Below are 23,155 nucleotides of genomic sequence, written 5' to 3'. Positions count from 1 at the left end.
TTTCTAAGGTCGCGCAAGGAAGCTATAACGTTTCCCCCTGTGTGCTAGCAGGGTGCTCAGGATAGCAGCAGTAGATATTGCGGCCTCTATTTTTGGCTCGGTAAAGTTGCTCGTCCGCTAGCCGGATCAGCTCAGCTACTGCTTGGCCGACTTGGGGCATGAGGGTTACAAGCCCTAAACTCAGGGTGACGCGATCGCCCACCGCAGAAGCAGCATGGGGAATATTGAGATGATACACAAGGTGCTGAATCCGCTCGGCAATGCGCACGCCCCCCAGTAGGGTGGTATTGGGTAAAATCAGAGCAAATTCTTCGCCACCGTAGCGAGCAACCAAATCCGTCGGACGACGAGCCGCTTGAGTCAGGGTATTGGCGATCGCGATCAGGCACTCATCCCCCGCTTGATGGCCATAGTGATCATTAAAATCCTTAAAGAAATCCACATCCCCTAATATCAGCGTCATGCTAGTTTTTTCTCGCTGTGCCAACTGCCACTGCTGTTCAAGGTACTGGTCAAAGTAGCGACGATTGGCAATTTGCGTCAGCCCATCCATGGTGGCAAGGCGCGATAGCTCAGCATTCCTGCTTTGCAGGTAGTTGTAAAGCCCCACTTGCTCAATGGCAACGGCCAATTGCCCAGCGATCGTGTGTACAAGTTTTTTTTCTTCATCACTCCAGCCGCACGGATTCACCCACCGTTGGAGGGAAAATGCCCCCCAAATCTGCTTGCTCAATTGAATAGGGCAGATTAACCAGCCCCCGGCAAACTGCTCGGCAATTCCCCGGTTGATGCTATCTGTGGGCTGAACCGCTTCAAAGGAGGGCAGTTCGGCCATTTCTCCCTGAGAAAGTCGATCAGCAATGGGGTTGTCGCAATCGGGAATGGCTACTCCTAGGGTCGGCCTGAGGTCGGCGTGCCCAAGATGCTCAACCAAGGGCAGCCAATGGCCTTGATCGGCGTGATACTTGACAATGACTGCCCGATCGCAGCGCAACAGACGGCTGGTATCCTGTACGGCGGTTTGGAAGATCGTATTTAGGTCGGCAGAGTCGCGAATGGCTTGAATCAACTGGCTGAGGCAGTGCTGTTGATCGGCTTGGTGTTGCAGTCGGTCTTCTTTCTGCTTGCGATCGCTAATGTCGCTAAAGGTAACAATTACTTGCTCAAGGGTGCCATGCGGGGCAAACTGAGGATCTGCTGTCACCTGAAGCCAAATGCGCTCTTGGGTGCGCAGATTGAGAATCCCCATCACCCGATTTTGAATCCGGCGTTGCTCCTGTATCGCGAGCATCACTGGAAATTGCTCTGGTGGCATCGTGTTACCCTCAGCATCGAGAGCCTGCCATGAGTGCTCAACAATAGCTTGCCCAAGCAGGTCAGAGGCGCTAGCCCCTAGGAGTTGGCATGCTTTAGGGTTGACAAGCTGCACCCGTAGATCTGCACTGATGAGCATTACGCCCACATCTAAATCTGCAAGCAAATTTTGCAGCAGTATTTTTCGCTGCTCTAGCTCGTGCACGGCTGCCGATCGCTCCGCCTCGATCCGATTCAGTTGCGTAATATCCCGAACTACGTACAGGATGTGTTCCTTGCCTTTATAGAGGAGTGGGGTAGCGAAAATCTCGACATCAATGAGGCGACCTTTTTTGCACCGGTGTTGAGCGACCCCCTGCCAAGTGCGGTGCTGGCGGATGGCCTCGAGAGAGTCTTTAACCTTTTGAAAATGGTCGGGATGAACAAGCTGTTGGGGAGGCAGTTGTAACATCTCCTCGCGGCTGTAGCCGTGCATTTTGCAAAGGGCGGTATTGACTTCAATCATGTGTTCCGCATGGGGATCATAAATAGCCAGCCCCTCTGCCACTGACTCAAAGACACTGCGGTATTGGGCTTCCCGTTCATCCAGTTCGGCCAGCACCCGTTTGCGATCGCTAATATCGGTGCTGACTAGCACACAGCCCATAAGCTGCTCCTCATCATCCATCAGCGGAAATAGATGGGAGAGCATATAGCGAGGTTGCTCGTCCTTACCGCGAAAGAGAAGCTCCTCGCCGCTGAGGGTTTCCCCTTGCGATACTCGCTCGATTAAGGCGTTCACGCGCTGCAGTGACTCTTGCGGATGAAGTAAGGCAGCATAGTGCATTCCGGGGGTCACTTGGGCGGTAGCCAAGACATCTAAGCCTGCCCAATTAGTGGTGAGCAGGGTTTTTTCGCGGGTTAGGGTAACAATGAGTACCGGACAGTTATCCACTAACTGCTGATAGCGGTTCTGCTGCTGCTCAAGGGAAAGGAGTAACTGCCGCTCAGTGGTAATATCGGCAATGAGGGCAATTAAAATCTGCGGCGCTCCTTGGGGATCCCGGACACAGGAGAGGGTGAGGTTGCCCCAAAGGGTGTGGCCGCGCTTGTGCCGGTAGCGTTTGATGATTTGGTAGGTGTTGCGCAGCCCCAATTGACACTCTTCGATCAGGGTTGCTTCTTCCGGCCAGTCTTCGGCAAAGGTTAAATTATGGGCAGTGAGTTGAGCCAGTTCCGCTGCACTGTAGCCAACAAATTGACAGAAGGCGGGGTTACAGTAGGTGAGGCGGTAGCCTTCGGCGGGACTGGTGAGCACAATACCAACTTGGGCATTTTCAAAGACCGCCCGCCACCGATACTCACTCTGCTGGAGGGCGTGCTCAGCGGCAATGCGCTCAGTTTCATCCACTAAAATGCCTTCGAGGGCGATCACCTGCCCCGCTGCATCGTAAACCCCCTGGCCATACTCATGCACCCAACGAATGGAGCCATCGGCATGGAGAATGCGATACCCCACATCAAAGGGCTGGCCGCTCGCTAAGCCCTCATGAATGATCCGGTTGACGCGATCGCCATCCTCGGGGTGGGTAATACTGGCGTAGCTGCGGATGCGATTGCCAATTAACTCCGTGTGAGGGTAGCCCGCCAACTTACTAAAGGTTGGACTCAGGTACTCCATCGTCCAGTGTTCATCGTTCGCGCAGCGATAGAGAATCGCCGGCAGATGATCCACCAGATTCCGGTAGCGTTGCTCACTTTCGCGCAGCCGTAGTTCCTGTTCCTTGGCCTCGTTAATATCAGAGATTAACCCCACTGCCGTTAGCCCCCCTAGGTCAGGGTTAAATTCACGGCGATCGCACACCCACACGTAGTGCCCCCTAGCGTGCTTGATGCGATACTCGAGCACAAAACAGGCCGCCTGCCGTTGACTAAGGCTGATTGCGTCGGCAAAGGTCGCCCGATCCTCTGGGTAAATGAGGTGTTGCCACCCCTGTAAAGTCAGCGGCAGGTCACTTAGGGCATACCCCAGCACCCGTTCACTGTTGCCGCTCCACTGGCAGCGATCGCCAGAGCACTCCCAAAACAAGTGCTGTCCGAGGTTGGTGAGGGTGCGAAAGCGCTGCCACCATTTTTCTAATTCGCTGACTTGCGCCTGCTGCAAAATGCGGCTGCGTTGGTGCTCGGTAATATCCGTTAAAATCAATGTAAACCCCGTGGGGTCTGGAGTCAGGTTTGCTTGCCACCATCGTTGATCGGTGGGGTCATAACAGTTCCATTGCTCAGCCCGCTGAGTTTGCAGCACGTTGCGGATGCGCTCTTGAGACACCTGAAAGGGAATGCCTAGCAGTGTATCCAGAGGTGTGCCCACCATACTACAGGCCAAGTGCCCCACCAACGATTCTGCGGCTGCATTAGCGAAGAGAACGACCCCCTTGCGATCGCCCGCCAAAACGGGGTGGGGAAGCCGTTCCAAGATCTGCGCAAGAAAAGGATCAGAGCCGTTCATAGAGGTGGCTTGCGGTATGAAAAAACGGGAACAACAACGATAAGTCTTAATTCCTATACTATCTCCCTGACTCCGAAATAGCCCTCATCTGCCGCTAGTGAACCCTAACACCGCTCCTGTTGCAGGCAAGCTCAGGGTTGCGAGAGATACTGTCGCGATAAGATAGAAAAGAAATTCTTTACCTTGACACTCACACCCCAATGACACAACTAGACTGGCTTGCCCAAACCGACCCCCTTGTGGCTGCAATGGTACAGCGAGAAGTACAACGACAGCAGCACCATCTAGAACTGATTGCCAGTGAAAACTTCACCTCCCCGGCGGTAATGGCCGCCCAAGGCACCGTTTTGACCAACAAGTATGCGGAAGGGTTACCGGGCAAGCGGTACTACGGTGGCTGTGAATTTATTGACGAAGTTGAGCAACTCGCCATTGATCGGGCAAAGGAGTTATTTGGTGCTGCCCATGCCAATGTCCAACCCCATTCTGGTGCCCAAGCAAATTTTGCCGTTTTCTTGGCACTCTTGAATCCGGGGGATACGATCCTCGGAATGGATCTGTCCCATGGCGGGCACCTGACCCACGGCTCGCCTGTCAATGTCTCTGGCAAGTGGTTCAATGTGGTTCACTACGGCGTCAGTCCCGATACAGAACGCCTAGATATGGATCAAGTGCGGGACTTGGCACGGCAGCATCGCCCTAAGCTCATTATTTGCGGATACTCCGCCTACCCACGGGTGATTCCCTTTGAGGCATTTCGCGAGATTGCTGATGAAGTGGGTGCCTATCTCCTAGCGGATATGGCGCATATTGCTGGCCTAGTTGCTACAGGGCACCACCCCAACCCTGTGCCAGTGTGCGATGTGGTGACCACCACCACCCATAAAACCCTGCGCGGCCCGCGGGGCGGCCTCATCCTGACTCGCGACGCTGAACTGGGCAAAAAACTGGATAAGGCCGTTTTTCCGGGTACCCAAGGCGGCCCCCTCGAGCATGTCATTGCCGCCAAAGCTGTAGCTTTTGGGGAGGCTCTCAAGCCTGAATTCACTGCCTACTCTGGCCAAGTGATTCGCAATGCCCAGGCCTTGGCAGCGGGTCTGCAAGCCCAGCGGCTGCGCCTCGTGTCTGGCGGCACCGATAATCACCTGCTGCTGATTGACCTGCGTTCAGTGGGCTTAACGGGGAAAGAGGCCGATCGCCTCATGGGAGAGATCAACATCACGACGAATAAAAATACCATTCCCTACGATCCTGCCTCTCCCTTTGTGACCAGTGGCCTGCGTCTGGGAACGCCAGCATTGACCACCCGTGGCATGAAGGAAGCTGAGTTTGCCACCATTGCAGAGATCATTGGCGATCGCCTCCATGCCCCAGCAGATGAAACCGTAAAACTCCGCTGTCGCCAACGGGTGGCCGAGCTGTGCGAGAAATTTCCGTTGTATCCCCACTTGCAATTGCCACAGCCAGTGCTAGCCTGAGAGGGAACTGTATCCATCGTTTAACCGCAGCGGATGCTTTACCACCTCATTGCGTTTATTGCTGCCATTGCCGTTGTCTTACTGGTGACCCCTGTTGTCAACGAACTGGGTCATAAGACTGGGTTTGTGGATCGCCCCAACGAGCGGAAAATTCACACCCGCCCCATGGTGCGCCTTGGCGGCATCTCTATTTTTTTAGGCAATCTGGTCGCCTTGCTCCTTGTCTGGAATGCCGGTGGTTTCGGGGTGATGCCCCAGCCTGCGGAGTACGAAATTTGGGGAGTTACCCTTGGTGGTGTGGCCTTTTTCCTGATTGGCCTCGCGGATGATCTACTCACATTACCTGCCCTGCTGCGCCTAGTGCTTCAGTTTGTTGTGGCCGGCATTGTCTGGGCCGTTGGGGTCAAAATTCGGATCATCACCGTCCCCTTTTTCGGCATTATCGACCTAGGCTGGTTGAGCCTACCCCTCACTACCCTATGGCTGGTGGGCATTGCCAATGCCATTAACTTTATTGATGGAGTTGATGGCTTGGCCGCTGGTGTGTCCGGTATTGCTGCCTCCTTGATGCTTTTTGTCTGTATGCTCCTTGGGGAACCAGAAGCGGGGTTGATTGCCGCCGCCTTGGCCGGCGGTGCCCTTGGCTTTTTGCGCTACAACTTCAATCCCGCAAAAATTTTCATGGGGGATGGCGGTGCCTACTTTATGGGCTTTACCTTGGCCGGGATTGGGGTGATTGGCTTGGTCAAAGCCTATACCGCTGCAGCTATTTTATTGCCCTTGTTGATTCTGGCTGTGCCCATTGTTGATACCTCGACGGTGGTGGTCAACCGCTTGCGCCAAGGTCAGTCTCCCTTTGCCCCGGATAAAGGGCATCTCCACCATCGCCTGCTCAGAGCAGGACTGTCCCAGCGGTTAACAGTTCTCTTTATCTATTGCCTAACGTTTTGGGTAGGCAGTGTGGCCATGGCACTGGCGGGGCTGCCGGGGGGCTGGGGCTATGCGGTGGCAGCATCATTGCTAATGGGGTTTGCCACTTGGTATGTCTGGCAGCGGATCGGCACCAGCGAGAACGATTAAGGCCATGAATGCAGAAATTATTTGCGTGGGCACGGAACTGCTTTTGGGTGAAATCCTCAACAGCAATGCCCAATTTTTAGCGCAGCAGTTAGCGAGCTTAGGTATCCCCCACTACTATCAAACCGTCGTCGGTGATAATCCAACCCGCATTAAAAAGGTGGTGGCCATTGCCTGCGATCGCGCCCGCCTGTTAATTTTTACGGGTGGACTGGGCCCCACCCCCGACGACTTGACCACCGAAACCCTCGCTGACTTTTTCCAAGCCCCCCTCGCAGAACGCCCCGAGATCATTGCTGACTTAGAGCAGAAGTATGCCCATCGCGGTGGCTTTAGCCCCAGTAACCGCAAACAAGCCTTACTGCCGGTGGGTGCTGATATTTTACCGAACCCCATTGGCAGTGCACCAGGGATGATTTGGCAGCCGCGTACTGGCCTAATCATCATGACCTTTCCGGGGGTGCCCGCAGAAATGAAGCAGATGTGGCATGACACGGCTGTTCCTTTTCTGCGCTCGCAAGGATGGGGGAAAGAAATTATTTACAGCCGAGTGTTGCGCTTTTGGGGGATCCCAGAATCGGTCTTAGCAGAAAAAGTGGCTGCCCAAATCGCTCGTCCCCACCCGACCGTTGCTCCCTACGCTGGTAATGGCGAAGTCCGACTGCGTATTACCGTGCGCGCCAGTAATGAAGCGGAAGCCCAGCAACTGATTCGTCCCGTTGAAGCAGAGATTCGCCAAATTGTCGGGCTAGACTGCTACGGCGCTGATGACGATAGCCTTGCTGGCTGTGTGGCAACGCTGTTGCAGCAGCGGCAACACACCGTGGCGGTGGCGGAGTCCTGTACCGGGGGAGGGCTGGGGGAACTGCTAACCCGTATTCCCGGCAGCTCTGACTACTTTCGGGGCGGGGTGATTGCCTACGCCAATGCCATCAAAGTTGAGGTATTGGGAGTAAATTCTGAGGATTTAGAACGCGAAGGTGCTGTGAGTGCGACGGTGGCAGCGCAAATGGCGGTGGGGGTTAAAACCCGCCTTGGCAGTGACTGGGGAATCAGCATCACCGGTATTGCTGGGCCTGGGGGGGCAACCCTTACTAAACCAGTGGGGTTAGTGTATATTGGCGTGGCGTTGCCAGAGGGTGAGGTGATCACCCGTGAATTTCGCCTGAGTGCTCAGCGCGGACGAGAGTGGGTACGGCATTTGAGTGCTATGAATGCCCTCGATGTGCTGCGGCGACAGTTGCTAAGCCAAGTATGAGCCACGGTCTTTTCTGGTTCTCTTTGTTGGCGGTATTTCTGACCCTTGCTCGCCTAGGGTGGGTGGAGTACCGCAAGCTAGAGTACTACCGTCACTGGGCAAAGGAGTTTGAGCACAGTAAGTACGATATTTTGGCGGTGCTAGGGCAGCGGGGCGATCGCCTAGTGTGGGGAAAGCCAACACGCCAAGGGATCATCCAGCTTCAGTCCTGTGGTCTAGAGGAGATAACAGCAATTAGCGTTATGGCCGGGGGCCAACCCTTAGACAATGACACTCCCGATACGCAGAAATCATCTGGGCGAATTGAACTGGTCTTGCAATCCTGTGCTGGTGTGGCCTATCGAATTCCCTTTACCGAGTTACCCTTAGCTCTAGCGTGGCGCGATCGCCTCCGACAGATGGGTGAAACTTTACGGGTAGAATAAGGTCGCCCTCCATTTTTATATATCCCCAAAAGTTATGAAAAATGTCGTGGCCTTGGTGCCCGGTGGAATTGGCGATCAAATTTTATTTTTCCCCACCCTCGACGATCTCAAAGCGCACATTCCAGAGGTGCAAATTGATGTGGTCGTTGAGCCACGGGCGGTGGCAGCTTATCAACTTAGCGCATCCGTAGCGCGGGTCATTCCCTTTGATTTCAAAAATCGCAATGCCCTAGCAGATTGGGCCAACCTCATCGGCACTCTGCGAGATGCCGAATACGAGGCTATTCTTTCCTTGGGTCGCAGTAAAGCGGTACGCCTGCTCCTGTGGCTCACTGGCATTCCCAAACGGGTGGGGTTTGCAAGGCTCAATCCCTTGGGGTTACTCACCGATGCCGTGCCCGTTAACTTAGACCAGTACAGTGCAGCCGTGTACCATGACCTGCTCAAGGCGTTTGGCATTACAACCCCTTGCCCCTTGCCCAAGGCAATGCTCAAGCCGGACGATCAAGCGTGGGCGATCGCTGAGCGGCAACGGTTAGGGGTCGCTGAGAGCTATCGTCTCCTCCATGGTGGCTCCAGTCAGATGGCACTGGCAAAAGGCATCAACAAAATTTATCCGCCAGCCGCATGGGTGGAGGTGTTGCAAGCTCTCCAGCAGCAGCAGCCCGACCTGCCCTTTATTGTGGCCTGTGGGCCAGAGGATCAGGCATGGGTCACAGCCCTCAGCCAAGCCCTACCGCAGGTGCGCGTCACCCGCCCTCCTGATTTGGGTAAACTTGCCGCCCTCATGGCTCAGGCACAGCAGATTCTGTGCACCGATAGTGGCCCTATGCACATTGGGGTGGCAGTGGGCACCCCCTTGGTAGCGCTCTTTGGCCCCACGGATCCAGCAAAACTGCTCCCTGCGGATCCTCGCTTTCGCGCGATCAAGTCCCCCACAGGCAATATGGCAGATATTCCCGTCAGCGCAGTCATTCAGGCCGCTTGCCATGGCTAGAGGTGCTGTTTTCTTAGATCGGGATGGGGTGCTCAATCAGGAAATCGGGTATATCCACCGCCTTGAGGATCTACAGTTACTACCCGGTGTCGCTGAAGCGGTGCGGCGCTTAAATGAACAGGGCTGGTTTTGCTGTTTGGCCTCCAATCAGTCAGGGCCTGCCCGTAACTACTACGGCATTGACCATGTCCATGCCCTCCACGAGCGCCTGCAAAAACTGCTATGGGACACCGCTGGTGCCGTTCTGGATGCTATTTATTTCTGTCCAGATCTGAGCCGTCCCGAAGGGGGGGTGGTCAGCGACTATGCCGGATGGACCACATGGCGCAAACCCAATACGGGGATGCTGGTGGCGGCAGCTTGGGATCACGATCTTGACCTAACCCGCAGTGTCATGGTGGGGGATAAGGCCACCGATATTGATCTGGCGCGTAATGCGGGCTGCTATGGCATTCTGGTGCAAACGGGCTTTGGCCAGCAGGTGCTTGCAGGGCGCTACCAGCACCCCAGCCAACCGGACTATATTGCTACTGACTTACAGGCTGCCGTAGAGTGGATTCAAACCCACTTGCCCCCACCTAGCCATGCCCCATAAGGCGTCCCCCAAAGCGGACTCTACCAAATTTCCCCTAGTGCTGCTGGCATTGGTGGTTTTGGGTTACATTCTTGTGGGTTGGCATTTATCTGCTTACCCGTGGATGTGGTCAGCCTACGCCTGCATCTTGGCAGCCATCCTCACCGTTGTGGTGGTATGGGGCACCTCCAACTTTTTTCGCTCCATGCAAATGGGGCCACGCAGTGTTGTGACCATGCTGATTCTCAGCACCATTGTCACGCTTTTCGTTAATGCCTTTGCCATCTTTAGCTTGATTGCTATCCTCATGAGTTCTGAAACCCTCGTGCGTATCGAAATGCGTGCCGCAGGCTACCGCAACTGGCAAATTATGATTGTGATCATGCAGATGGCAATTTTAGGGGTGTTTATTGGCTGGACGATCGGACGCTATCTGCTGCCGCAGGCGATCACATAGGGTTATCTAATCGCTTGCATCTGCTCAAAGGCTGCCGCTCTAGCGACCCGCAGGCGGGAAATAAATAACAGGAAACACACAGCGGCGAATAATATCTCCGGCAAAGCTAGGGATAGACAGCTCCCAGATTTTACCCACTGAGGCTGAGGAAACCGCGATGGCATGAATATCGCGATCGTGCGCCGCCAATTGCGCCTCGACAATGGGATTCCCAACCCGGATTTCTGTCTCAACGCTTAGGCCGTAGCCGGTAAATTCATTTTTTAGCTCGGCAAGGATTTTTTCTGCCCGTGGCCGTTCTTCGCCTACCCCCAGTTCCCCCTGACCTGCATCGCTGATAATCCAGCACAGTGCCATTGAAGCAATACCCGTACCCGTCTGACGCTTTACCCCTTGGCGTAGCTGCTGGATCAGATGCTGCGCCGATGGGCTGTGGTCGTAGGGCACTAACAGGTTTCGGAATAACTGCTGGCAGCGCAAATTTAATTCTGCTCTGGTGAGTACCCATAGTAACTGTGGGCGCAAAATCATCACCGGCATTTTAATCCGCTGTAACACCCCAATGGTGGTACTGCCAAAGAGTTTTTCATCCAAGAGGTTACGAATAGGACGACTAACCAACACCAGATCAATCTGGTGCTTTTCAACGGTATCAAGGATGGTATCGGCTGGGCGGCGATTATCAATAATGACGTCAGCCTTGATGTTAACTGGAACCTGCGTAGGGTCAATTTTCAGCGACTGACGAGCGCGTTCAAGTTTTTGCTCCCGCAGCCGTGGCTTGTCGCCATCGTCATCAATGGGGCAGGCATGAAGGAACACTAGCTTTTCGATACCTGCTGCCGCTAGCGCGTCAATATAGGTTGTGAGCTTGGGCAGGCCATCGTGTAGATCGGTTGGAACGAGTAAGTTCTTAAACATTGCTGCCCTATTGCTCCCCGATGCCATACTCTAATTGCAGATTACCCTAGGAGCATGGTGTTGCGCTAGTAGTCCCAGCGTTGGAATTGTAGGTGTTGAGGATGGAAGGTTCTACAATTTGGGAAGCTATCGCCTATACTGGAAAACCTCTCGCTGGCGGAGTGCGCATTTCCGAGGTGAGCCAATCGGCGAGGGGCGGGGGAAGCGGTGCCTTGTGTCGTTCCGGTAAGGCAAGGCAGACATGGTGAGTTTGAGCAACAGCTACGCAGTCGGCCTCTGAACTTAGAACCCTATAGCCTAGCTGAAAGCGACTGCCATCCACGGCCTCAGGAGTGACAATAATGCGCAGGCGATCGCCACAGTAGAGAGGTTTCAGAAACCGTATCTGTGCGTCAGTAATGGGGACGATTAGGCCGCTACCACTAAAAAACTGCCGTAGATCCACTCCCAACTGTTGCAGTAGGTTTTCGTAAGCCTCATGGCAAAACCGCAGCACATTGGCAAAATAGACAACCCCTGCCGCATCAGTATCGCCAAAGTGAACGCGGCATTCGTAGGTTTCAAGCTCCATTCCTCACCCTCCTCAAACCAACAGCAACGCGTAAGCTATGAGGGCACTGCCAATGGGAACGGTCAGGTTATCTAGCCCTCGCCATGCCACTAGTTCAAGAACCGTTGCACTTAGCCCCACCACCGGGGCAACCCACCAGAGACCTAAGGGGGCAAGTGGGGCAAGGGAGAGCGCTGCCACAAGGCTGCTAATCAAAAACATGGCAATGGTTCCTTCCCAGCTTTTGGTGGCGCCAGCAATAGAAAAAGGGTGGTGGCCAAAGTTAATGCCTACCAATGCAGCGAGGCCATCTCCCCACGCCATAATCAAAACCCCTAAGACCGCAAGCTCCGGAAGTTTATCCCAAAAGAGTGCCATGAGACTACCGATACTGACGGCATAAAAAAAGGTGCCCCAGCTTTGCCTACCCACGCTACTAATACTTTCGAGGAGGGGCATCCGATAGGAAAGCAACGTGAGGCCAGCGGCAATAAGGGCGGCAATAATGCCCCAACTGGTGGGAACTCGCAAGACATAGGCAATGAGAATAACTTGCCCTGCACCGATATGCACCACTTTCCGAGACCACTCCTTAGCATCGGGAAACCAGTAATGCACAAGCTCCGCTGCCAACAGTACCAGTCCTAGCCAACTGGTGACCCACAGGGCTGCCCACAGGGCTGACATCGTGCTCATGGGGGCGGTGTCTGAGAAAAAAACTGCTGCACAATTGTGAAGATGCGATCGCTGGCGTGACCATCTCCAAAGGGGTTAATGGCGTTGGCCATACGGTTGTAGGCCGCAGGATCGTTAAGCAGTTCGAGGGCGGCAGCAGCAATGCTCATGGCGGCAGTTCCCACCAGTTTGGCGGTACCAGCAGTGACGGCTTCAGGACGTTCCGTTGTTTCACGGAGTACTAGGACGGGCTTACCGAAGCTGGGGGCTTCCTCCTGGAGACCGCCGGAGTCCGTGAGCACGAGGGTGCACCCTTTGATAGCTGCCACGAGGGCAGGGTAGTCGAGGGGTTCGGTCAAAAATACGCGCGGATGTTTGCCTAAGTAGGTTTGCAATGGCTCGCGTACTGTGGGGTTGCGGTGCAGCGGCAGGAGTAAGGCCGTGTCGGGGAGAGTGTCCAAAATCTGCAAGAAACCGGCGGCAATATCCGCAAGGGGGTCTCCCCAGTTTTCGCGGCGGTGAACTGTGGCCAATAGAACGCGATATTGTTGCCAGTCGAGGCCGGGCACTGTACACACAGGCTGGCGATCGGCCACTTGCAGAAGGGCATCAATAACGGTGTTGCCGGTCAAGTGAATGCCGCCAACCACCCCCGACGCCTTAAGGTTAGCCACGGCCTGGGTTGTCGGTGCAAAGTGTAGCTGTGTTAACTGGGAAATCAGCCGTCGGTTGGCTTCCTCGGGGTAGGGATTGTAGAGGTGGTCGGTGCGTAACCCTGCTTCGACGTGCCCTACGGGAATCTGTTGATAAAATGCGGCAAGGGTCGCGGCAAAGGCTGTGGTGGTGTCTCCTTGCACAAGTACGAGCTTTGGCTGTAACTCTTGATAAAGCTGCTCTAGCCCTTGCAGAGAACGGCAGGTAATCTCTGTGAGGGTTTGCTTGGGGCGCATAATCGCTAGGTTGCGATCCGCCGTTAGGTGGAACAGGTTCATCACTTGGGTCACCATTTCGCGGTGTTGCCCTGTGAGCACCACGTAGGGGACAAAGTGGGGCGATCGCTGGAACACTTGGATAACTGGCGCTAGCTTGATTGCTTCCGGGCGAGTACCCAGCGTAATACAGATAGGAATAGGGGAAGCAACCATAAACGCAGCAGCAGACTAAACAAGCGCAACGAGTTCAGCTTATCAAAAAAGGAATAGGCAGAACTGAGCTATCGTTGCTATGTTTGTGATAATTGTGGTTTCGGGATACCCAGAGATCGAGGATCAGCGATAGTGATGGACAATGTTGCAACGAATCGGCAACCGGAGTTAAGAATTGGCTGCGTTCGTCCGGGTCTGTATTGGGGTAGTTATAGCAGTTTATGAGCAACACCCATCGCGTTACGATTCGCGTTCGCCCCCTCAAGCCTGGGGATCCGCCACCACAAACCTATACGATTGAGGTACCGGAGGATCGCTACATTTTGCACCATGCCGAGAGCCAAGGGCTGACACTTCCCTTTGCCTGTCGCAATGGCGCCTGCACCACCTGTGCTGTGCGAGTGCTCTCAGGGGATATTTACCAGCCTGAGGCCATGGGGTTATCTCCGGCACTACAGGCGCAAGGATATGCCCTCCTTTGCGTTAGCTATGCCCGCTCGGATCTGGATGTTGAAACCCAGGACGAGGACGAAGTCTATGAACTCCAATTTGGTCGCTATTTTGGTCAGGGACGGGTACAGTTGGGGTTGCCCCTCGATGAGGACTAGGGTATGGCATCGGTAAACTGCTCCCTTCCGGAGGTAGAGCGGCAGCGCTACCTAGAAATTGCTACCGAGGCTGCCCTTGCGGGTGGGGCTGTGCTACAGCAGTATTGGGGAAAACTCTCAGAGATTGAAGAAAAGGGGCGAGCGGGTGACTTGGTGACCGTTGCCGATCGCCAGTCGGAAGCAGCGGTGCTCGATGTTCTGCAGCGCCACTGCCCGCACCATGCCATTCTGGCGGAAGAGTCTGGTTTTTCAGGGATGCAACAGAATGAATTTCTGTGGGCGATCGACCCGTTAGACGGTACTACCAATTACGCGCACCAGTACCCCTTTAGCGCGGTTTCCGTTGCGCTGTTGGTAGCTGGGGAACCCCATGTGGGTGTGGTGTACGATCCCTTTCACCGGGAATTATTTCGCGGGGCGACGGGGCTAGGCGCAACTCGCGATCGCCAACGGATTCGGGTCTCTGACACCTCGGAGCTAAGCAAAAGCCTACTGGTCACTGGCTTTGCCTACGATCGCCGCGACACAGACGACAACAACTATGCCGAGTTTTGCTACTTAACCCACCTCACCCAAGGGGTGCGCCGTGGCGGAGCAGCAGCCATTGACTTAGCCTATTTAGCCTGTGGTCGCCTTGATGGCTATTGGGAGCGAGGCCTATCTCCGTGGGATTTAGCAGCAGGGGTGGTCATTGTCCGTGAGGCGGGGGGCGTGGTAACCGCCTACGATCAATCCCCATTTGATCTGGCCTCAGGGCGCATTTTAGCCACTAATGGGCATTTACACGCGGCTCTGAGCCATGCCCTACAGCGGGTCAAGCCCCTAGGCTTTGCCTTTTTACCTGACGACTAAGCCCCCTGCTGCTGTCTAGTCAAAGAATTTGCACATCAACGTGGGTGTCGGTGCGATCGCTAAGGGAGCGTGTGGCCACCCCTAGAATCACGGGTTCGGAAACATTCGGTTGAGGATGGCGAATAGTGCGGGCAATCACCACGAGGCGATCGCCCCCTCGTCCCAAACGGCCAAGGGAAAATAAGTCATTAGCTGCCTGCACTAGGGTTGCTTCCAAGGTCTCTGTGGTCACCTCTGGCGGTACTGTAATCACGACTTGGGTTGCGCCGTTATCGTAAACCAGTGTATATTTGCCCGCCCCGGGGACAGGGGTATGGACAATAGGCACAATACTCAGGGCAAACAGCCCTACCGTCACCACCCCCAAAAAGCCAGTAATACCCACAAACCGAAAACGGACTCCCCAACGCAATAAAAACGCTAGAGCTGTCAGACCTGCCATCACCACTGTGGCAATGCCAACCCAACGGCTATAGGTGGCAAACTCTGTTGGTGTTAGCACTAGTCCTCCTCCTCGTTGCTAATGACGCCATTGTTCTGCTGTTGCTGCAATGCGGCTCGCAGGGTATGCCATGTCAGCGTGGCGCACTTAATCCGCACCGGAAACTGGGCGACCCCCTGCATCACGTTGAGCTTGCGAAACTCTTTTGGGAACTCAAACTGCCCCTTCATCATGGATTGGAACTGCTCAACCATTTCCAGTGCACGTCCCACGGGTTGTCCGCGCAGGGCATCCGCCATTAAATCCGCTGACGCCATGGCGATCGCGCAGCCCTCTCCCTCAAACTTAATGTCTTTAATAAACAACTGACCAACATCATCCGTGGCCAAGGCCACGGTTAAATCAATAGTGTCACCACAGGAGGGGTTATGCCCCCGCTGCCGCCGATCTACCGGATTCGCTTGCCCCCGATGCCGCGGCTTTTTGTAGTGCTCCAAAATAACTTGCTGGTACAGGGTGCGCAGATTGTCTAGAGACATTTACTATACTCTATGCCAAAAGCATATTTTTGAGGGATCAGTTATTCCATTTTACGCTGAAAGCGCCGCCAGACTTTGGAGAAAGAGCGTGAGGGTAGCAGCAGTCCCCACACCAAACATCAAGGAGCGGCCAATGGGAATATTTGCAATATAGAAAATCGAGTAGAGAAAGCGAGCAACGACAAAACTCACACTGGCGATCGCCACCGTTTGAGTCTCTACATGTGTTAAAAGAGTCAGCAGCACCGCCGCCGCAAAGGGCATAAAAGTTTCAAAGGAATTTTCGTGCGCCCACACCGCCCGCTGGGCAAAGGGTGGCAGCTTATCAAACAGCGCCCGAGGGGCAGCCACATCAAACCCTGCCTGCACCCGACCAATCACCACAAAAATGTAGGGAAAATAAATCAGCACCGTAGCAACAACTAGGCTAGCGGCCAACAACCACCGAATCGTTGGAAACATGTCCTACACGCGCTCCAACACTGGCAATACTGTTTCGCGGGGGGATGTGCCTTGGGCAGACTCCTCACACAGAATCTCACAGGAATTATTTGGACTTTCGATCAACTTCACCTTGTGGAGTGTGGCACCGAGGTCACGAATGGGCTGCCGCAGGACATCGGCAATATAAATCGCAATGTTCTCGGCTGTGGGTACCACCGTCGCAAAGTAGGGAATATCTTTATTCAAAAACGTGTGATCCAGGGGTTCAATCACCCATTCCTTAAGCACTGCTTCCAGCTTCACCAAATCCACAATCATCCCAGTACGCGGATGAATCTCACCCTTGACCGTAATTTCCACATGGTAATTATGCCCGTGGCCGTGGGGACGAGCACACTTGCCGTAAATCCGGCAGTTCTCCTCATAGCTGAGTTCCTCAAGGGCAAGGCGATGTGCCGCACTAAAGTGGGTACCAACCGAAAGATAGGCGTCCATAGGGTCTCCAGTGTAGTCCGCCCAAAGGCGGGGGTGCTCAAATAACCGAATCCGCACAAGGGGCAAGTGGGGAGCCAACCGATCCCAAATCGTGCGGGCAAGATGCTCTGTGGTGGGCAGGGTAGTTTGAAACTCCGGCCACACCTCATTGAGGTACGAGAAATTGAGCGGCTCAATCACCTGCTGCCGAATTACCTGCTTCACCTCCGACAAGTTCAGCACCATGCCAAAGGCATCCACGTCTCCCTGCATGGAAACAACCAGTTCATAATTGTGACCATGCCCCGGAAAACGGCTACAAGCACCGAAGTAAGATAGGTTTTGAGCCTCAGACCACTCCGGCAACCAGTAGCGGTGACTAGCCGCAAATTCGGCACGGCGGTTGATAATACAGACCATTACAGCTACTTTGTGAAGATTTGCAACAAGGCGAAAATCTTCCCATATCGTAGCCTAATTCTGAGCCACTGCACCATTGGTATTTTTCTAGGTGTGGTCTAAATACCAGTGAGGATGAAGGGCTTTTGACGAACTTGGCTAATCAACCAACGTAGGGTATGGTTGCTCAAGATCGAAATCGGCCCCATGAGCATTAAGGACTTCACCTCAGCACGACTAATTTTGACCACGCCGCCGGGCTTGAGCATGGCGGTGGAGTGGCTGAGATCCCGCAGGGTCGCGTAGGCAAACAGCAGTGGCAGCACGCAGAACATCCGAATCGGTACCGCAGCTTTGGGAACCGAGAGGAGATAGGCTTGGGCTTCGTCAAGATCATGCCATGCCAAGGCAATCAGATCCTTAATAGCAGCGTGGTTTTGCTCTAGGTGTGCCGCACTTAAAATCAACTGGTGACTACTACCTTGCTGCAGGAGGGCATCATTGGGAATATAGATAGAATTTTCGTGCTCTGCATCCCACGCAATGTCTTTGAGGATATTGACGGTTTGTAGGGCTTCCCCAAAAGCGCCACACCGCTTCAGCAGCACTTGGTACTCCTCAACCCCAATGCTGGGGGAATGCTCATGCCATAGATCGGTGAGGAGGTAGCCAACTGTGCCAGCAACGTAATAGCAGTACTCTTTATATTCCTCAAGGGTTTGAATACGGATGCCATTGGGGTGCAGGTTGACAAATTTTTTCATGCCGTGCACCATTTCGCTGACCCATCGCTGAACGTGCTGCTGTGAGCGAATGGGTAGGGTGCGATACAACGCAAAGACTAACCCGGTGTTTTGCACTAACTGCACGTGGGCGGCATCTCCTTCCACGCCACGCGCTGTCTGCCCATAACTATTGGCCAAGGCAGGGCTATCAAAACACTCCAGCAGGTGATCCAACAGTGCTGTTTTGGCTGGAATACTGGCCACAGGATCGTCTTCGATCGTGTCGGCAATGCGACAGATGAGGTAGGCCACGAGAACCGCCCGTCCCAAGTGCCCCGGCAAGAAGCGAATGCTCAAAGCAAACGTGCGCGATACTTGCGGCAATATCTCTTGGCAGAACCGCTCTGCATCCTTGACGGAAACTGGGTTTTCCAGCACCATTTGAATCATACGGGGGGTCACTCCTACACGCATTGATAAAGCACAGCCTAGACCATTAGGATTGAGCAGAATCTATAGTTATCATACTTATTACTCTTTGTCTAGGTGGCCTGTGATAGTTGAGCAGGCGTTTTTACCTGTGAATCGAAATTGTCACCGATTGCCAGAACAATAGCATACGCTCAACAAATAACGGTATCAGATTTGGCGGAAATTGCCTCTCATTCACCTTAGCGGACGATTGATTGTGCCACTCTTTGGACTGGTCAGTTTATGAATCGGCAACTAGTGTTAGTCCCCCAAGGGGCAGAATACAGGGCGGTACAGCGGGGGTTGCGAGGGCAGCGGTTGCGCGGGTGGCAGGTGGTTCCCCTGCGGGCGGGAGCGGCAGCCCTGAGCACACCAGCATTATCGGCAGCCTTGGCCAATGGGCCTACCGTAGCGGTCGTTCTTGGGGTGTGTGGTGGCCTGCAACCACAGGATCCGGTGGGGGAGGTGGTGGTCTATCGCACCTGTCAGGATGAGGCTGGAGTCATGGCTTCCCTCGATGGGTTGTTGCTGGCTCGCTTTGGCGATCGCTGGCGATTTGTAAAGGCCATCACCACCCAAGGCGTAATGTGCAAAGCCAAGGAGAAGCAGGCATTAGCAAGGCGGTGGGGAGTTGAGGTGGTGGATATGGAGGGAGTGCTTCTGCTGCGGCACTTGCAAGGGTTGGGAATACCGGTAGCGATGGTGCGGGTGATCAGTGATGGGGGCGATCGCGATCTGCCGGATTTAACCCATGCTGTTGATCATCTGGGAAATTTACGGCCATGGCCACTCATGGTGGCGATGCTGCGGAATCCGTTGGCGGCGGCCTACCTAGTGCAGGGTAGTTTGCGGGCGCTGGCCGTCTTGGAGGCGATCGCTCCAGAGGTGGTGAGGTGTTTGGCGGATCTTACCCCCGCACCTTTGCCGTAAACCCAGAGGCCTTAAACTGCTCTAGCTGCAAGGGTGTGGGTTGATCGTAGGGCACACTAATGCGAATTTCAAAGTCACTGATGCCGGGGGGAATCTCCTCGATCGCGCCAACACGGGTGCGGTTTTGCATGACTGGATTGCCATTGGCATCGTAAATGCGACCAAAGACATCGGCATCAACGACGGTTTTGCCAGATTTATTTTCTGCTTTGCCAGTAATCAGGTAGCAGTTGGCTTTGAGGGTGGTGCCTCCGGGGGTAACGGCACCGCTGCCCACCTCTGGCGGACAGTCGCGGTAGCTAAGGTCAAATAGGCGCACTTGGATGGCGGCGATCGCCGGTGCTGAGGCTAGGCTCATCCAGCACAGCAACCCCAGCAGTGTACCCACTACCCCCCGCTGTATCCATGGGCATAGGCTTCGCTTAGGCATAGTTTCAGGGCATCGTAGCAACTAGCAACAATTGTGCTTCATTATCCCATACTCAGCAAAACCCAAAGATCTATCGCACCCAAGAGCAGGGTGAAAACGGCTAACGTGCCGTACATCCACGGCTGCGCTAGGGGTTTGATGAGGGCGGTGGGCAGCCCTGTTTGCTGCTCTATGAACCGTAGCATCTTGGTAAACCCCGCCACGCGCATTGGCAGTAAATACGCCTGACCTGAGGTGGTGACCAAGTAGTACACCAGTCCCCCTTGACTGGTACTGCGAGGTTGCACAGCTGTAATCTCGGCCCAGGGCACTTGCCATTGCCGCCGCAACACCGCAGGAACCCAGTGGGGATAGGTGATGCCGATGCCTTGAGGGTCTAGTTCAACCCGCTGGCTCAGTGCCCCCCACAGCGCGAGTGCACCGAGGGCGATCGCTCCCCACAGGAGCCACAGCGGTAGCGGCGCAGCGGTATGTTCGGCAAGAAAGGGCAAGGGCAGCGTCAATGCCCCATACAGTCCCATTAAGGTTCCGGAAATGAGGAATGACGTTCGCAAACGCAGTGTAGGTTCAGCCATCGTTCTGGGCAGACTCCTAATAGAATAGCCATGTAGCAAATGCGTACTTTGTGCCCCGTACCACCGGCAACGCGGCGTGGGGATGGGTATAGTAGGCGGGAAACACCACCACATCCCCGGTGCGGGGGCTAACCTTGACCCCTTGGCGATCGAAGTAGGTTTCACCCCCCTCGAACCCATCGTTGAGATAGCCCACCAGACTCACATCTCGGGTGGGAATGCCTTGCTGCATTTCCATTTGGCGGCTGGCAAGGAGCAGGTTATCCACATGGCGACGGTAGCCTTCCCCCTCGTGATAGCGCAGAATGCCAAAGTTTTCCACGTTCGGAAAGCGGATACCGTAGTGCTGGTACAGCACAATTTGAATGGTCTGGGTGTGCTGGAGCAGCAATTGGCGACTGGCGGCTTGCTCCGGGTGGGATGGGTCAAATCGTACTAAACTGCCACCGCGTACGTCCTGATCCACCGTACCCATTAAAATCTGGGCAGCCGCAAACCCCGCTGCTTCCGCCGTTGCAATAATCTGCTGGCAATGGGATGGGGGAATCAAGGCTTGAAACAACAGGATGTCACTGCCGAGATCTAGAATCTGCAACGGGGAGGTGGCCGCCGCCATCATGCACTCCTCTTTATCCCGAAGGAGGAAGGACGCTCAATACCAACTAGCGATGACTGTTGCACCTCAATCCTCCCAATTCGTCACCTAGCGCAGAGCCGCCAGCAAGGCTTCCTCTAGCTCTTGCCGCAGGGGTTCGGGGTGAAGGTCAGCAAGCTGTTCCAAAGCAAAGGCTTTGACCAATAGATCTCGCGCCTGTCGCTCATCCAGACCCCGACTCCGCAGATAGAAAATATCTTCAGCGGCCAACTGGCTGACGGTGGCACCGTGGGAGCACTTGACATTATCGGCCACAATTTCCAGTTGGGGTTTTGTATCCACCCGAGCCTTATCAGAAAGAAGTAGCGTCCGATTTAATTGGCTGGCATCGGTGAGCTGCGCCTGCTGCGGTACGATCACTTTGCCGTTAAAAATACCGTGGGCGCGATCGCCCAAAATGCACTTGTGAACCTGTTCACTGCGGCTATGGGGAGCTTGGAACAGAACCACTGAGTGGGTATCAACAATCTGGTCGTTCATGCCAATAGCTAAGCTTTTGAGGCTAGTGGTCGTAGCCGCGGCGATTGCCTGAATCTGCCAGTGATGACGACTGAGGCTGCCGCCGAGATCAATGGCGTGCCCCCGATAGCGACTGTTGCGATCTTGGCGGATGGCGGTGTAGCCAATATGCAGGGCAGTGGGGGACTGGTGTTGAATCCGCACGTGATTAAGGCGAGCATTCGCCGCTATCTGAAGCTCGGTGACACTATTGGTAAACTGCTGGTCACCGGTCAGGGACATAAACCGCTCAATTAAGGTGGCCTCAGCATTGGCGGCCACCTCTACCCACAGTCGGGGTGCCACCACGCTCTGCTGCTGACGGCTGCTGACGTAAAAAATTTCAATGGGGTCAGCAATGGGGTACTCTACCCGCAAGGCAATTGCCTCGGCCAATAGGGCAGCATTTAAGTCGCTGAAGACCTCTGGAGTGACAATGCTACCTACGGCTTGGGGAGGGGGTATTTTTTGTAGGCGATCGCTACTGAAGCGGGATAGCTCGGCACAATAGTGGCCATCAATAAGAACAAGTTGTGCCGCCGTAGCAAAAGCGCGTTCGCACAGTAAATGCCGCACTTCAGCAACAATCTCAGGGGCAAGGGGGGCAATCGGTGCCTGAAAAGATCGCGATCGCAGCCGTGATAGATCGGTAAACCGCCAGTCCTCCTCTCGTGGGGTAGGCAGGTGCTGTTCCCGTAGGCGGGCAATTGCCGCTTGCCGCAGTGCACTTAAGGTCGGCTCCTGAAAAGCGGGTGCTAAAGCCAGCAGATGCTCGAGTTCATTTTGCGCAGGCACCAACGGTAGATCCGCCTGATCTGAGTTCGCCACAACGGTAATCGTCATGGGGTGACCACCTCCTCTTCCCGCACCCAGTCATAGCCGCGTGCTTCTAGTTCTAACGCCAACTCCTTAGAGCCAGTAAGGACAATGCGTCCGGCCTCCATGACATGGACATAATCCGGCACAATGTAGTCCAACAGTCGTTGGTAGTGGGTAATCAACAAAATACAGTTATCTGGAGTTGTCAGTTGATTCACCCCATTGGCCACAATTCGTAGGGCATCAATATCTAAACCCGAATCCGTTTCGTCAAGAATCGCTAGCGTTGGCTCTAACAAGGCCATTTGCAAAATCTCGTTGCGCTTTTTCTCCCCCCCTGAAAAGCCTTCATTTACCCCTCGCTGTAGGAAGCTATCCTCCAACTTAACAAGGTCAATTTTTTGGCGCACCAAATCATCAAAATCAAAGGCATCCAGTTCCTCGCGCCCTAAATGCTTCTGTTTGGCATTGTAGGCCACCCGCAAAAAGTCCAGATTACTCACCCCCGGGATCTCTAAGGGATACTGAAAGGCTAAGAACACTCCCTCCCGTGCCCGTTCTTCGGGGGGCAACTCCAGAAGATTTTGACCCTTGTAGCGGATGTCACCACCGGTGACCGTGTAGTCAGGGTGTCCCGCTAAAATTTTTGAGAAGGTACTTTTACCGGAGCCATTGGGCCCCATGATCGCATGGACTTCGCCCGCACGGATCGTCAGATTTAATCCCTTGAGAATTGGCGTGTCCTCTACATTTGCGGTGAGGTCACGCACCTCTAAGATCACTTGACTGTCGGGACGAATCACGCCTTACCTCCATTGATGGCCGTTGGTCATGAATTTATATTTCCTTAATGTAGCGCAGTTAGTTCGCGGATTGTGATTGAGGTTGTTGGTAGCAGAGCATTGCTTACAGCAGAAGCGGGCGATCGCTGGCTT

25 protein-coding genes are annotated in these 23,155 nt (G+C 54.5%); 10 read left to right on the top strand and 15 right to left on the bottom strand.

Annotation, left to right across the window (positions count from 1 at the left end; all coding sequences use genetic code 11):
• Positions 1-22 precede the first annotated feature (22 nt).
• Complete coding sequence (locus tag BRW62_RS05010) at positions 23-3,802, bottom strand: PAS domain S-box protein (protein WP_099798544.1); 3,780 nt, start codon at positions 3,800-3,802, stop codon at positions 23-25.
• A 200-nt stretch (positions 3,803-4,002) separates the two neighbouring features.
• Between BRW62_RS05010 and glyA the strand changes: the two genes are divergently transcribed.
• Genes glyA through BRW62_RS04975 form a run of 7 tightly spaced genes read left to right on the top strand, consistent with a single transcriptional unit; the run spans position 4,003 to position 10,068 of the window.
• Positions 4,003-5,280, top strand: coding sequence for a serine hydroxymethyltransferase (gene glyA / locus BRW62_RS05005; protein WP_099798543.1), 1,278 nt, complete (start codon positions 4,003-4,005; stop codon positions 5,278-5,280).
• A gap of 33 nt (positions 5,281-5,313) precedes the next feature.
• Positions 5,314-6,360 carry a glycosyltransferase family 4 protein gene (locus BRW62_RS05000; protein WP_099798542.1) on the top strand — a complete coding sequence of 349 codons (1,047 nt, stop codon included), beginning with the start codon at positions 5,314-5,316 and terminating at the stop codon, positions 6,358-6,360.
• 4 nt (positions 6,361-6,364) lie between these two features.
• On the top strand, positions 6,365-7,615 hold the full coding sequence (locus BRW62_RS04995) for a competence/damage-inducible protein A (protein ID WP_198406166.1): 1,251 nt from the start codon (positions 6,365-6,367) through the stop codon (positions 7,613-7,615).
• Entirely contained in the window at positions 7,612-8,040 is a 429-nt protein-coding gene (locus BRW62_RS04990; protein ID WP_099798540.1) for a hypothetical protein, read from the top strand. Before BRW62_RS04995 ends, BRW62_RS04990 begins: the two co-directional genes overlap by 4 nt.
• 34 nt (positions 8,041-8,074) lie before the next feature.
• Positions 8,075-9,037, top strand: coding sequence for a glycosyltransferase family 9 protein (locus BRW62_RS04985; RefSeq protein ID WP_099798539.1), 963 nt, complete (start codon positions 8,075-8,077; stop codon positions 9,035-9,037).
• A complete protein-coding gene (locus BRW62_RS04980; RefSeq protein ID WP_099798538.1) occupies positions 9,030-9,632 on the top strand; it encodes a D-glycero-alpha-D-manno-heptose-1,7-bisphosphate 7-phosphatase in 603 nt (200 codons plus the stop codon). The genes BRW62_RS04985 and BRW62_RS04980 overlap by 8 nt, the downstream gene beginning before the upstream one ends.
• Positions 9,622-10,068, top strand: coding sequence for an LptF/LptG permease family protein (locus BRW62_RS04975; protein WP_099798537.1), 447 nt, complete (start codon positions 9,622-9,624; stop codon positions 10,066-10,068). Before BRW62_RS04980 ends, BRW62_RS04975 begins: the two co-directional genes overlap by 11 nt.
• Before the next feature lie 39 nt (positions 10,069-10,107).
• Here the strand turns inward: BRW62_RS04975 and BRW62_RS04970 are convergent, their stop codons facing one another.
• The 4 genes from BRW62_RS04970 to wecB form a co-directional block, all read right to left on the bottom strand.
• Positions 10,108-10,989, bottom strand: a complete 882-nt coding sequence (locus BRW62_RS04970) for a universal stress protein (protein WP_099798536.1) — start codon at positions 10,987-10,989, stop codon at positions 10,108-10,110.
• Positions 10,990-11,122: 133 nt separating this feature from the next.
• Complete coding sequence (locus tag BRW62_RS04965) at positions 11,123-11,560, bottom strand: acyl-CoA thioesterase (protein ID WP_099798535.1); 438 nt, start codon at positions 11,558-11,560, stop codon at positions 11,123-11,125.
• A 12-nt stretch (positions 11,561-11,572) separates the two neighbouring features.
• Positions 11,573-12,235 (bottom strand): diacylglycerol/polyprenol kinase family protein, encoded by a 663-nt coding sequence (locus BRW62_RS04960; protein ID WP_198406165.1) that lies wholly within the window; start codon positions 12,233-12,235, stop codon positions 11,573-11,575.
• The gene (gene wecB / locus BRW62_RS04955; protein WP_099798534.1) at positions 12,232-13,359 is read right to left on the bottom strand and encodes a non-hydrolyzing UDP-N-acetylglucosamine 2-epimerase; all 1,128 of its coding nucleotides are present in this window, start codon (positions 13,357-13,359) and stop codon (positions 12,232-12,234) included. The genes BRW62_RS04960 and wecB overlap by 4 nt, the downstream gene beginning before the upstream one ends.
• A 221-nt stretch (positions 13,360-13,580) precedes the next feature.
• Here wecB and BRW62_RS04950 point away from each other — a divergent pair, with 221 nt between their 5' ends.
• Both BRW62_RS04950 and BRW62_RS04945 read left to right on the top strand, forming a co-directional pair.
• The gene (locus BRW62_RS04950; protein ID WP_099798533.1) at positions 13,581-13,967 is read left to right on the top strand and encodes a 2Fe-2S iron-sulfur cluster-binding protein; all 387 of its coding nucleotides are present in this window, start codon (positions 13,581-13,583) and stop codon (positions 13,965-13,967) included.
• 3 nt (positions 13,968-13,970) lie between these two features.
• Positions 13,971-14,819 carry an inositol monophosphatase family protein gene (locus tag BRW62_RS04945; RefSeq protein ID WP_099798532.1) on the top strand — a complete coding sequence of 283 codons (849 nt, stop codon included), beginning with the start codon at positions 13,971-13,973 and terminating at the stop codon, positions 14,817-14,819.
• Between the two features lie 19 nt (positions 14,820-14,838).
• Here the strand turns inward: BRW62_RS04945 and BRW62_RS04940 are convergent, their stop codons facing one another.
• The 5 genes from BRW62_RS04940 to BRW62_RS04920 all read right to left on the bottom strand — a co-directional run bounded on the left by BRW62_RS04940 (position 14,839) and on the right by BRW62_RS04920 (position 18,292).
• On the bottom strand, positions 14,839-15,321 hold the full coding sequence (locus BRW62_RS04940; RefSeq protein ID WP_099798531.1) for a Ycf51 family protein: 483 nt from the start codon (positions 15,319-15,321) through the stop codon (positions 14,839-14,841).
• Positions 15,321-15,800 (bottom strand): Fe-S cluster assembly sulfur transfer protein SufU, encoded by a 480-nt coding sequence (sufU, locus tag BRW62_RS04935; RefSeq protein WP_099798530.1) that lies wholly within the window; start codon positions 15,798-15,800, stop codon positions 15,321-15,323. Before sufU ends, BRW62_RS04940 begins: the two co-directional genes overlap by 1 nt.
• Before the next feature lie 51 nt (positions 15,801-15,851).
• Complete coding sequence (locus BRW62_RS04930) at positions 15,852-16,262, bottom strand: MAPEG family protein (RefSeq protein ID WP_099798529.1); 411 nt, start codon at positions 16,260-16,262, stop codon at positions 15,852-15,854.
• A 3-nt stretch (positions 16,263-16,265) separates the two neighbouring features.
• Positions 16,266-17,138: a 6-carboxytetrahydropterin synthase gene (locus BRW62_RS04925; RefSeq protein ID WP_099798528.1), complete on the bottom strand. Its 873-nt coding sequence runs from the start codon at positions 17,136-17,138 to the stop codon at positions 16,266-16,268.
• 98 nt (positions 17,139-17,236) lie between these two features.
• The gene (locus tag BRW62_RS04920; RefSeq protein ID WP_198406164.1) at positions 17,237-18,292 is read right to left on the bottom strand and encodes a phytoene/squalene synthase family protein; all 1,056 of its coding nucleotides are present in this window, start codon (positions 18,290-18,292) and stop codon (positions 17,237-17,239) included.
• Between the two features lie 264 nt (positions 18,293-18,556).
• Here BRW62_RS04920 and BRW62_RS04915 point away from each other — a divergent pair, with 264 nt between their 5' ends.
• A complete protein-coding gene (locus tag BRW62_RS04915; RefSeq protein ID WP_099798526.1) occupies positions 18,557-19,243 on the top strand; it encodes a phosphorylase family protein in 687 nt (228 codons plus the stop codon).
• Here BRW62_RS04915 and BRW62_RS04910 read toward each other — a convergent pair.
• The 5 genes from BRW62_RS04910 to sufC all read right to left on the bottom strand — a co-directional run bounded on the left by BRW62_RS04910 (position 19,221) and on the right by sufC (position 23,023).
• On the bottom strand, positions 19,221-19,673 hold the full coding sequence (locus BRW62_RS04910) for a hypothetical protein (protein WP_099798525.1): 453 nt from the start codon (positions 19,671-19,673) through the stop codon (positions 19,221-19,223). The genes BRW62_RS04915 and BRW62_RS04910 overlap by 23 nt on opposite strands.
• Before the next feature lie 41 nt (positions 19,674-19,714).
• Positions 19,715-20,248, bottom strand: coding sequence for a hypothetical protein (locus BRW62_RS04905; protein ID WP_099798524.1), 534 nt, complete (start codon positions 20,246-20,248; stop codon positions 19,715-19,717).
• A 16-nt stretch (positions 20,249-20,264) separates the two neighbouring features.
• Positions 20,265-20,867 (bottom strand): 2OG-Fe(II) oxygenase, encoded by a 603-nt coding sequence (locus BRW62_RS04900; RefSeq protein ID WP_227517584.1) that lies wholly within the window; start codon positions 20,865-20,867, stop codon positions 20,265-20,267.
• Between the two features lie 84 nt (positions 20,868-20,951).
• On the bottom strand, positions 20,952-22,244 hold the full coding sequence (gene sufD, locus BRW62_RS04895) for a Fe-S cluster assembly protein SufD (protein WP_099798522.1): 1,293 nt from the start codon (positions 22,242-22,244) through the stop codon (positions 20,952-20,954).
• Entirely contained in the window at positions 22,241-23,023 is a 783-nt protein-coding gene (gene sufC, locus BRW62_RS04890; RefSeq protein ID WP_099798521.1) for a Fe-S cluster assembly ATPase SufC, read from the bottom strand. The genes sufD and sufC overlap by 4 nt, the downstream gene beginning before the upstream one ends.
• Between the last annotated feature and the right edge of the window lie 132 nt (positions 23,024-23,155).

This window comes from Thermostichus lividus PCC 6715 (assembly GCF_002754935.1).
Taxonomy (GTDB): Bacteria; Cyanobacteriota; Cyanobacteriia; order Thermosynechococcales; family Thermosynechococcaceae; genus Thermosynechococcus; species Thermosynechococcus lividus.
The sequence above is the reverse complement of the archived record's forward strand: the minus strand, read 5'-3'. Positions and strand labels throughout refer to the sequence as shown.

Excerpts from the sequence above, each read along its gene's own strand:
- BRW62_RS05000 (WP_099798542.1), top strand. The coding sequence starts at position 5,314 with ATGCTTTACCACCTCATTGCGTTTATTGCTGCCATTGCCGTTGTCTTA.
- BRW62_RS04970 (WP_099798536.1), bottom strand. The coding sequence starts at position 10,989 with ATGTTTAAGAACTTACTCGTTCCAACCGATCTACACGATGGCCTGCCC.
- BRW62_RS04915 (WP_099798526.1), top strand. The coding sequence starts at position 18,557 with ATGAATCGGCAACTAGTGTTAGTCCCCCAAGGGGCAGAATACAGGGCG.
- BRW62_RS04925 (WP_099798528.1), bottom strand. The coding sequence starts at position 17,138 with ATGGTCTGTATTATCAACCGCCGTGCCGAATTTGCGGCTAGTCACCGC.
- BRW62_RS04945 (WP_099798532.1), top strand. The coding sequence starts at position 13,971 with ATGGCATCGGTAAACTGCTCCCTTCCGGAGGTAGAGCGGCAGCGCTAC.
- BRW62_RS04910 (WP_099798525.1), bottom strand. The coding sequence starts at position 19,673 with ATGCCTAAGCGAAGCCTATGCCCATGGATACAGCGGGGGGTAGTGGGT.
- BRW62_RS05010 (WP_099798544.1), bottom strand. The coding sequence starts at position 3,802 with ATGAACGGCTCTGATCCTTTTCTTGCGCAGATCTTGGAACGGCTTCCC.
- BRW62_RS04965 (WP_099798535.1), bottom strand. The coding sequence starts at position 11,560 with ATGGAGCTTGAAACCTACGAATGCCGCGTTCACTTTGGCGATACTGAT.
- sufU (WP_099798530.1), bottom strand. The coding sequence starts at position 15,800 with ATGTCTCTAGACAATCTGCGCACCCTGTACCAGCAAGTTATTTTGGAG.
- BRW62_RS04905 (WP_099798524.1), bottom strand. The coding sequence starts at position 20,248 with ATGGCTGAACCTACACTGCGTTTGCGAACGTCATTCCTCATTTCCGGA.
- BRW62_RS04990 (WP_099798540.1), top strand. The coding sequence starts at position 7,612 with ATGAGCCACGGTCTTTTCTGGTTCTCTTTGTTGGCGGTATTTCTGACC.
- BRW62_RS04900 (WP_227517584.1), bottom strand. The coding sequence starts at position 20,867 with ATGATGGCGGCGGCCACCTCCCCGTTGCAGATTCTAGATCTCGGCAGT.
- sufD (WP_099798522.1), bottom strand. The coding sequence starts at position 22,244 with ATGACGATTACCGTTGTGGCGAACTCAGATCAGGCGGATCTACCGTTG.
- BRW62_RS04975 (WP_099798537.1), top strand. The coding sequence starts at position 9,622 with ATGCCCCATAAGGCGTCCCCCAAAGCGGACTCTACCAAATTTCCCCTA.
- glyA (WP_099798543.1), top strand. The coding sequence starts at position 4,003 with ATGACACAACTAGACTGGCTTGCCCAAACCGACCCCCTTGTGGCTGCA.
- BRW62_RS04920 (WP_198406164.1), bottom strand. The coding sequence starts at position 18,292 with ATGATTCAAATGGTGCTGGAAAACCCAGTTTCCGTCAAGGATGCAGAG.
- BRW62_RS04985 (WP_099798539.1), top strand. The coding sequence starts at position 8,075 with ATGAAAAATGTCGTGGCCTTGGTGCCCGGTGGAATTGGCGATCAAATT.
- BRW62_RS04995 (WP_198406166.1), top strand. The coding sequence starts at position 6,365 with ATGAATGCAGAAATTATTTGCGTGGGCACGGAACTGCTTTTGGGTGAA.
- wecB (WP_099798534.1), bottom strand. The coding sequence starts at position 13,359 with ATGGTTGCTTCCCCTATTCCTATCTGTATTACGCTGGGTACTCGCCCG.
- BRW62_RS04930 (WP_099798529.1), bottom strand. The coding sequence starts at position 16,262 with ATGTTTCCAACGATTCGGTGGTTGTTGGCCGCTAGCCTAGTTGTTGCT.
- BRW62_RS04950 (WP_099798533.1), top strand. The coding sequence starts at position 13,581 with ATGAGCAACACCCATCGCGTTACGATTCGCGTTCGCCCCCTCAAGCCT.
- BRW62_RS04980 (WP_099798538.1), top strand. The coding sequence starts at position 9,030 with ATGGCTAGAGGTGCTGTTTTCTTAGATCGGGATGGGGTGCTCAATCAG.
- BRW62_RS04960 (WP_198406165.1), bottom strand. The coding sequence starts at position 12,235 with ATGAGCACGATGTCAGCCCTGTGGGCAGCCCTGTGGGTCACCAGTTGG.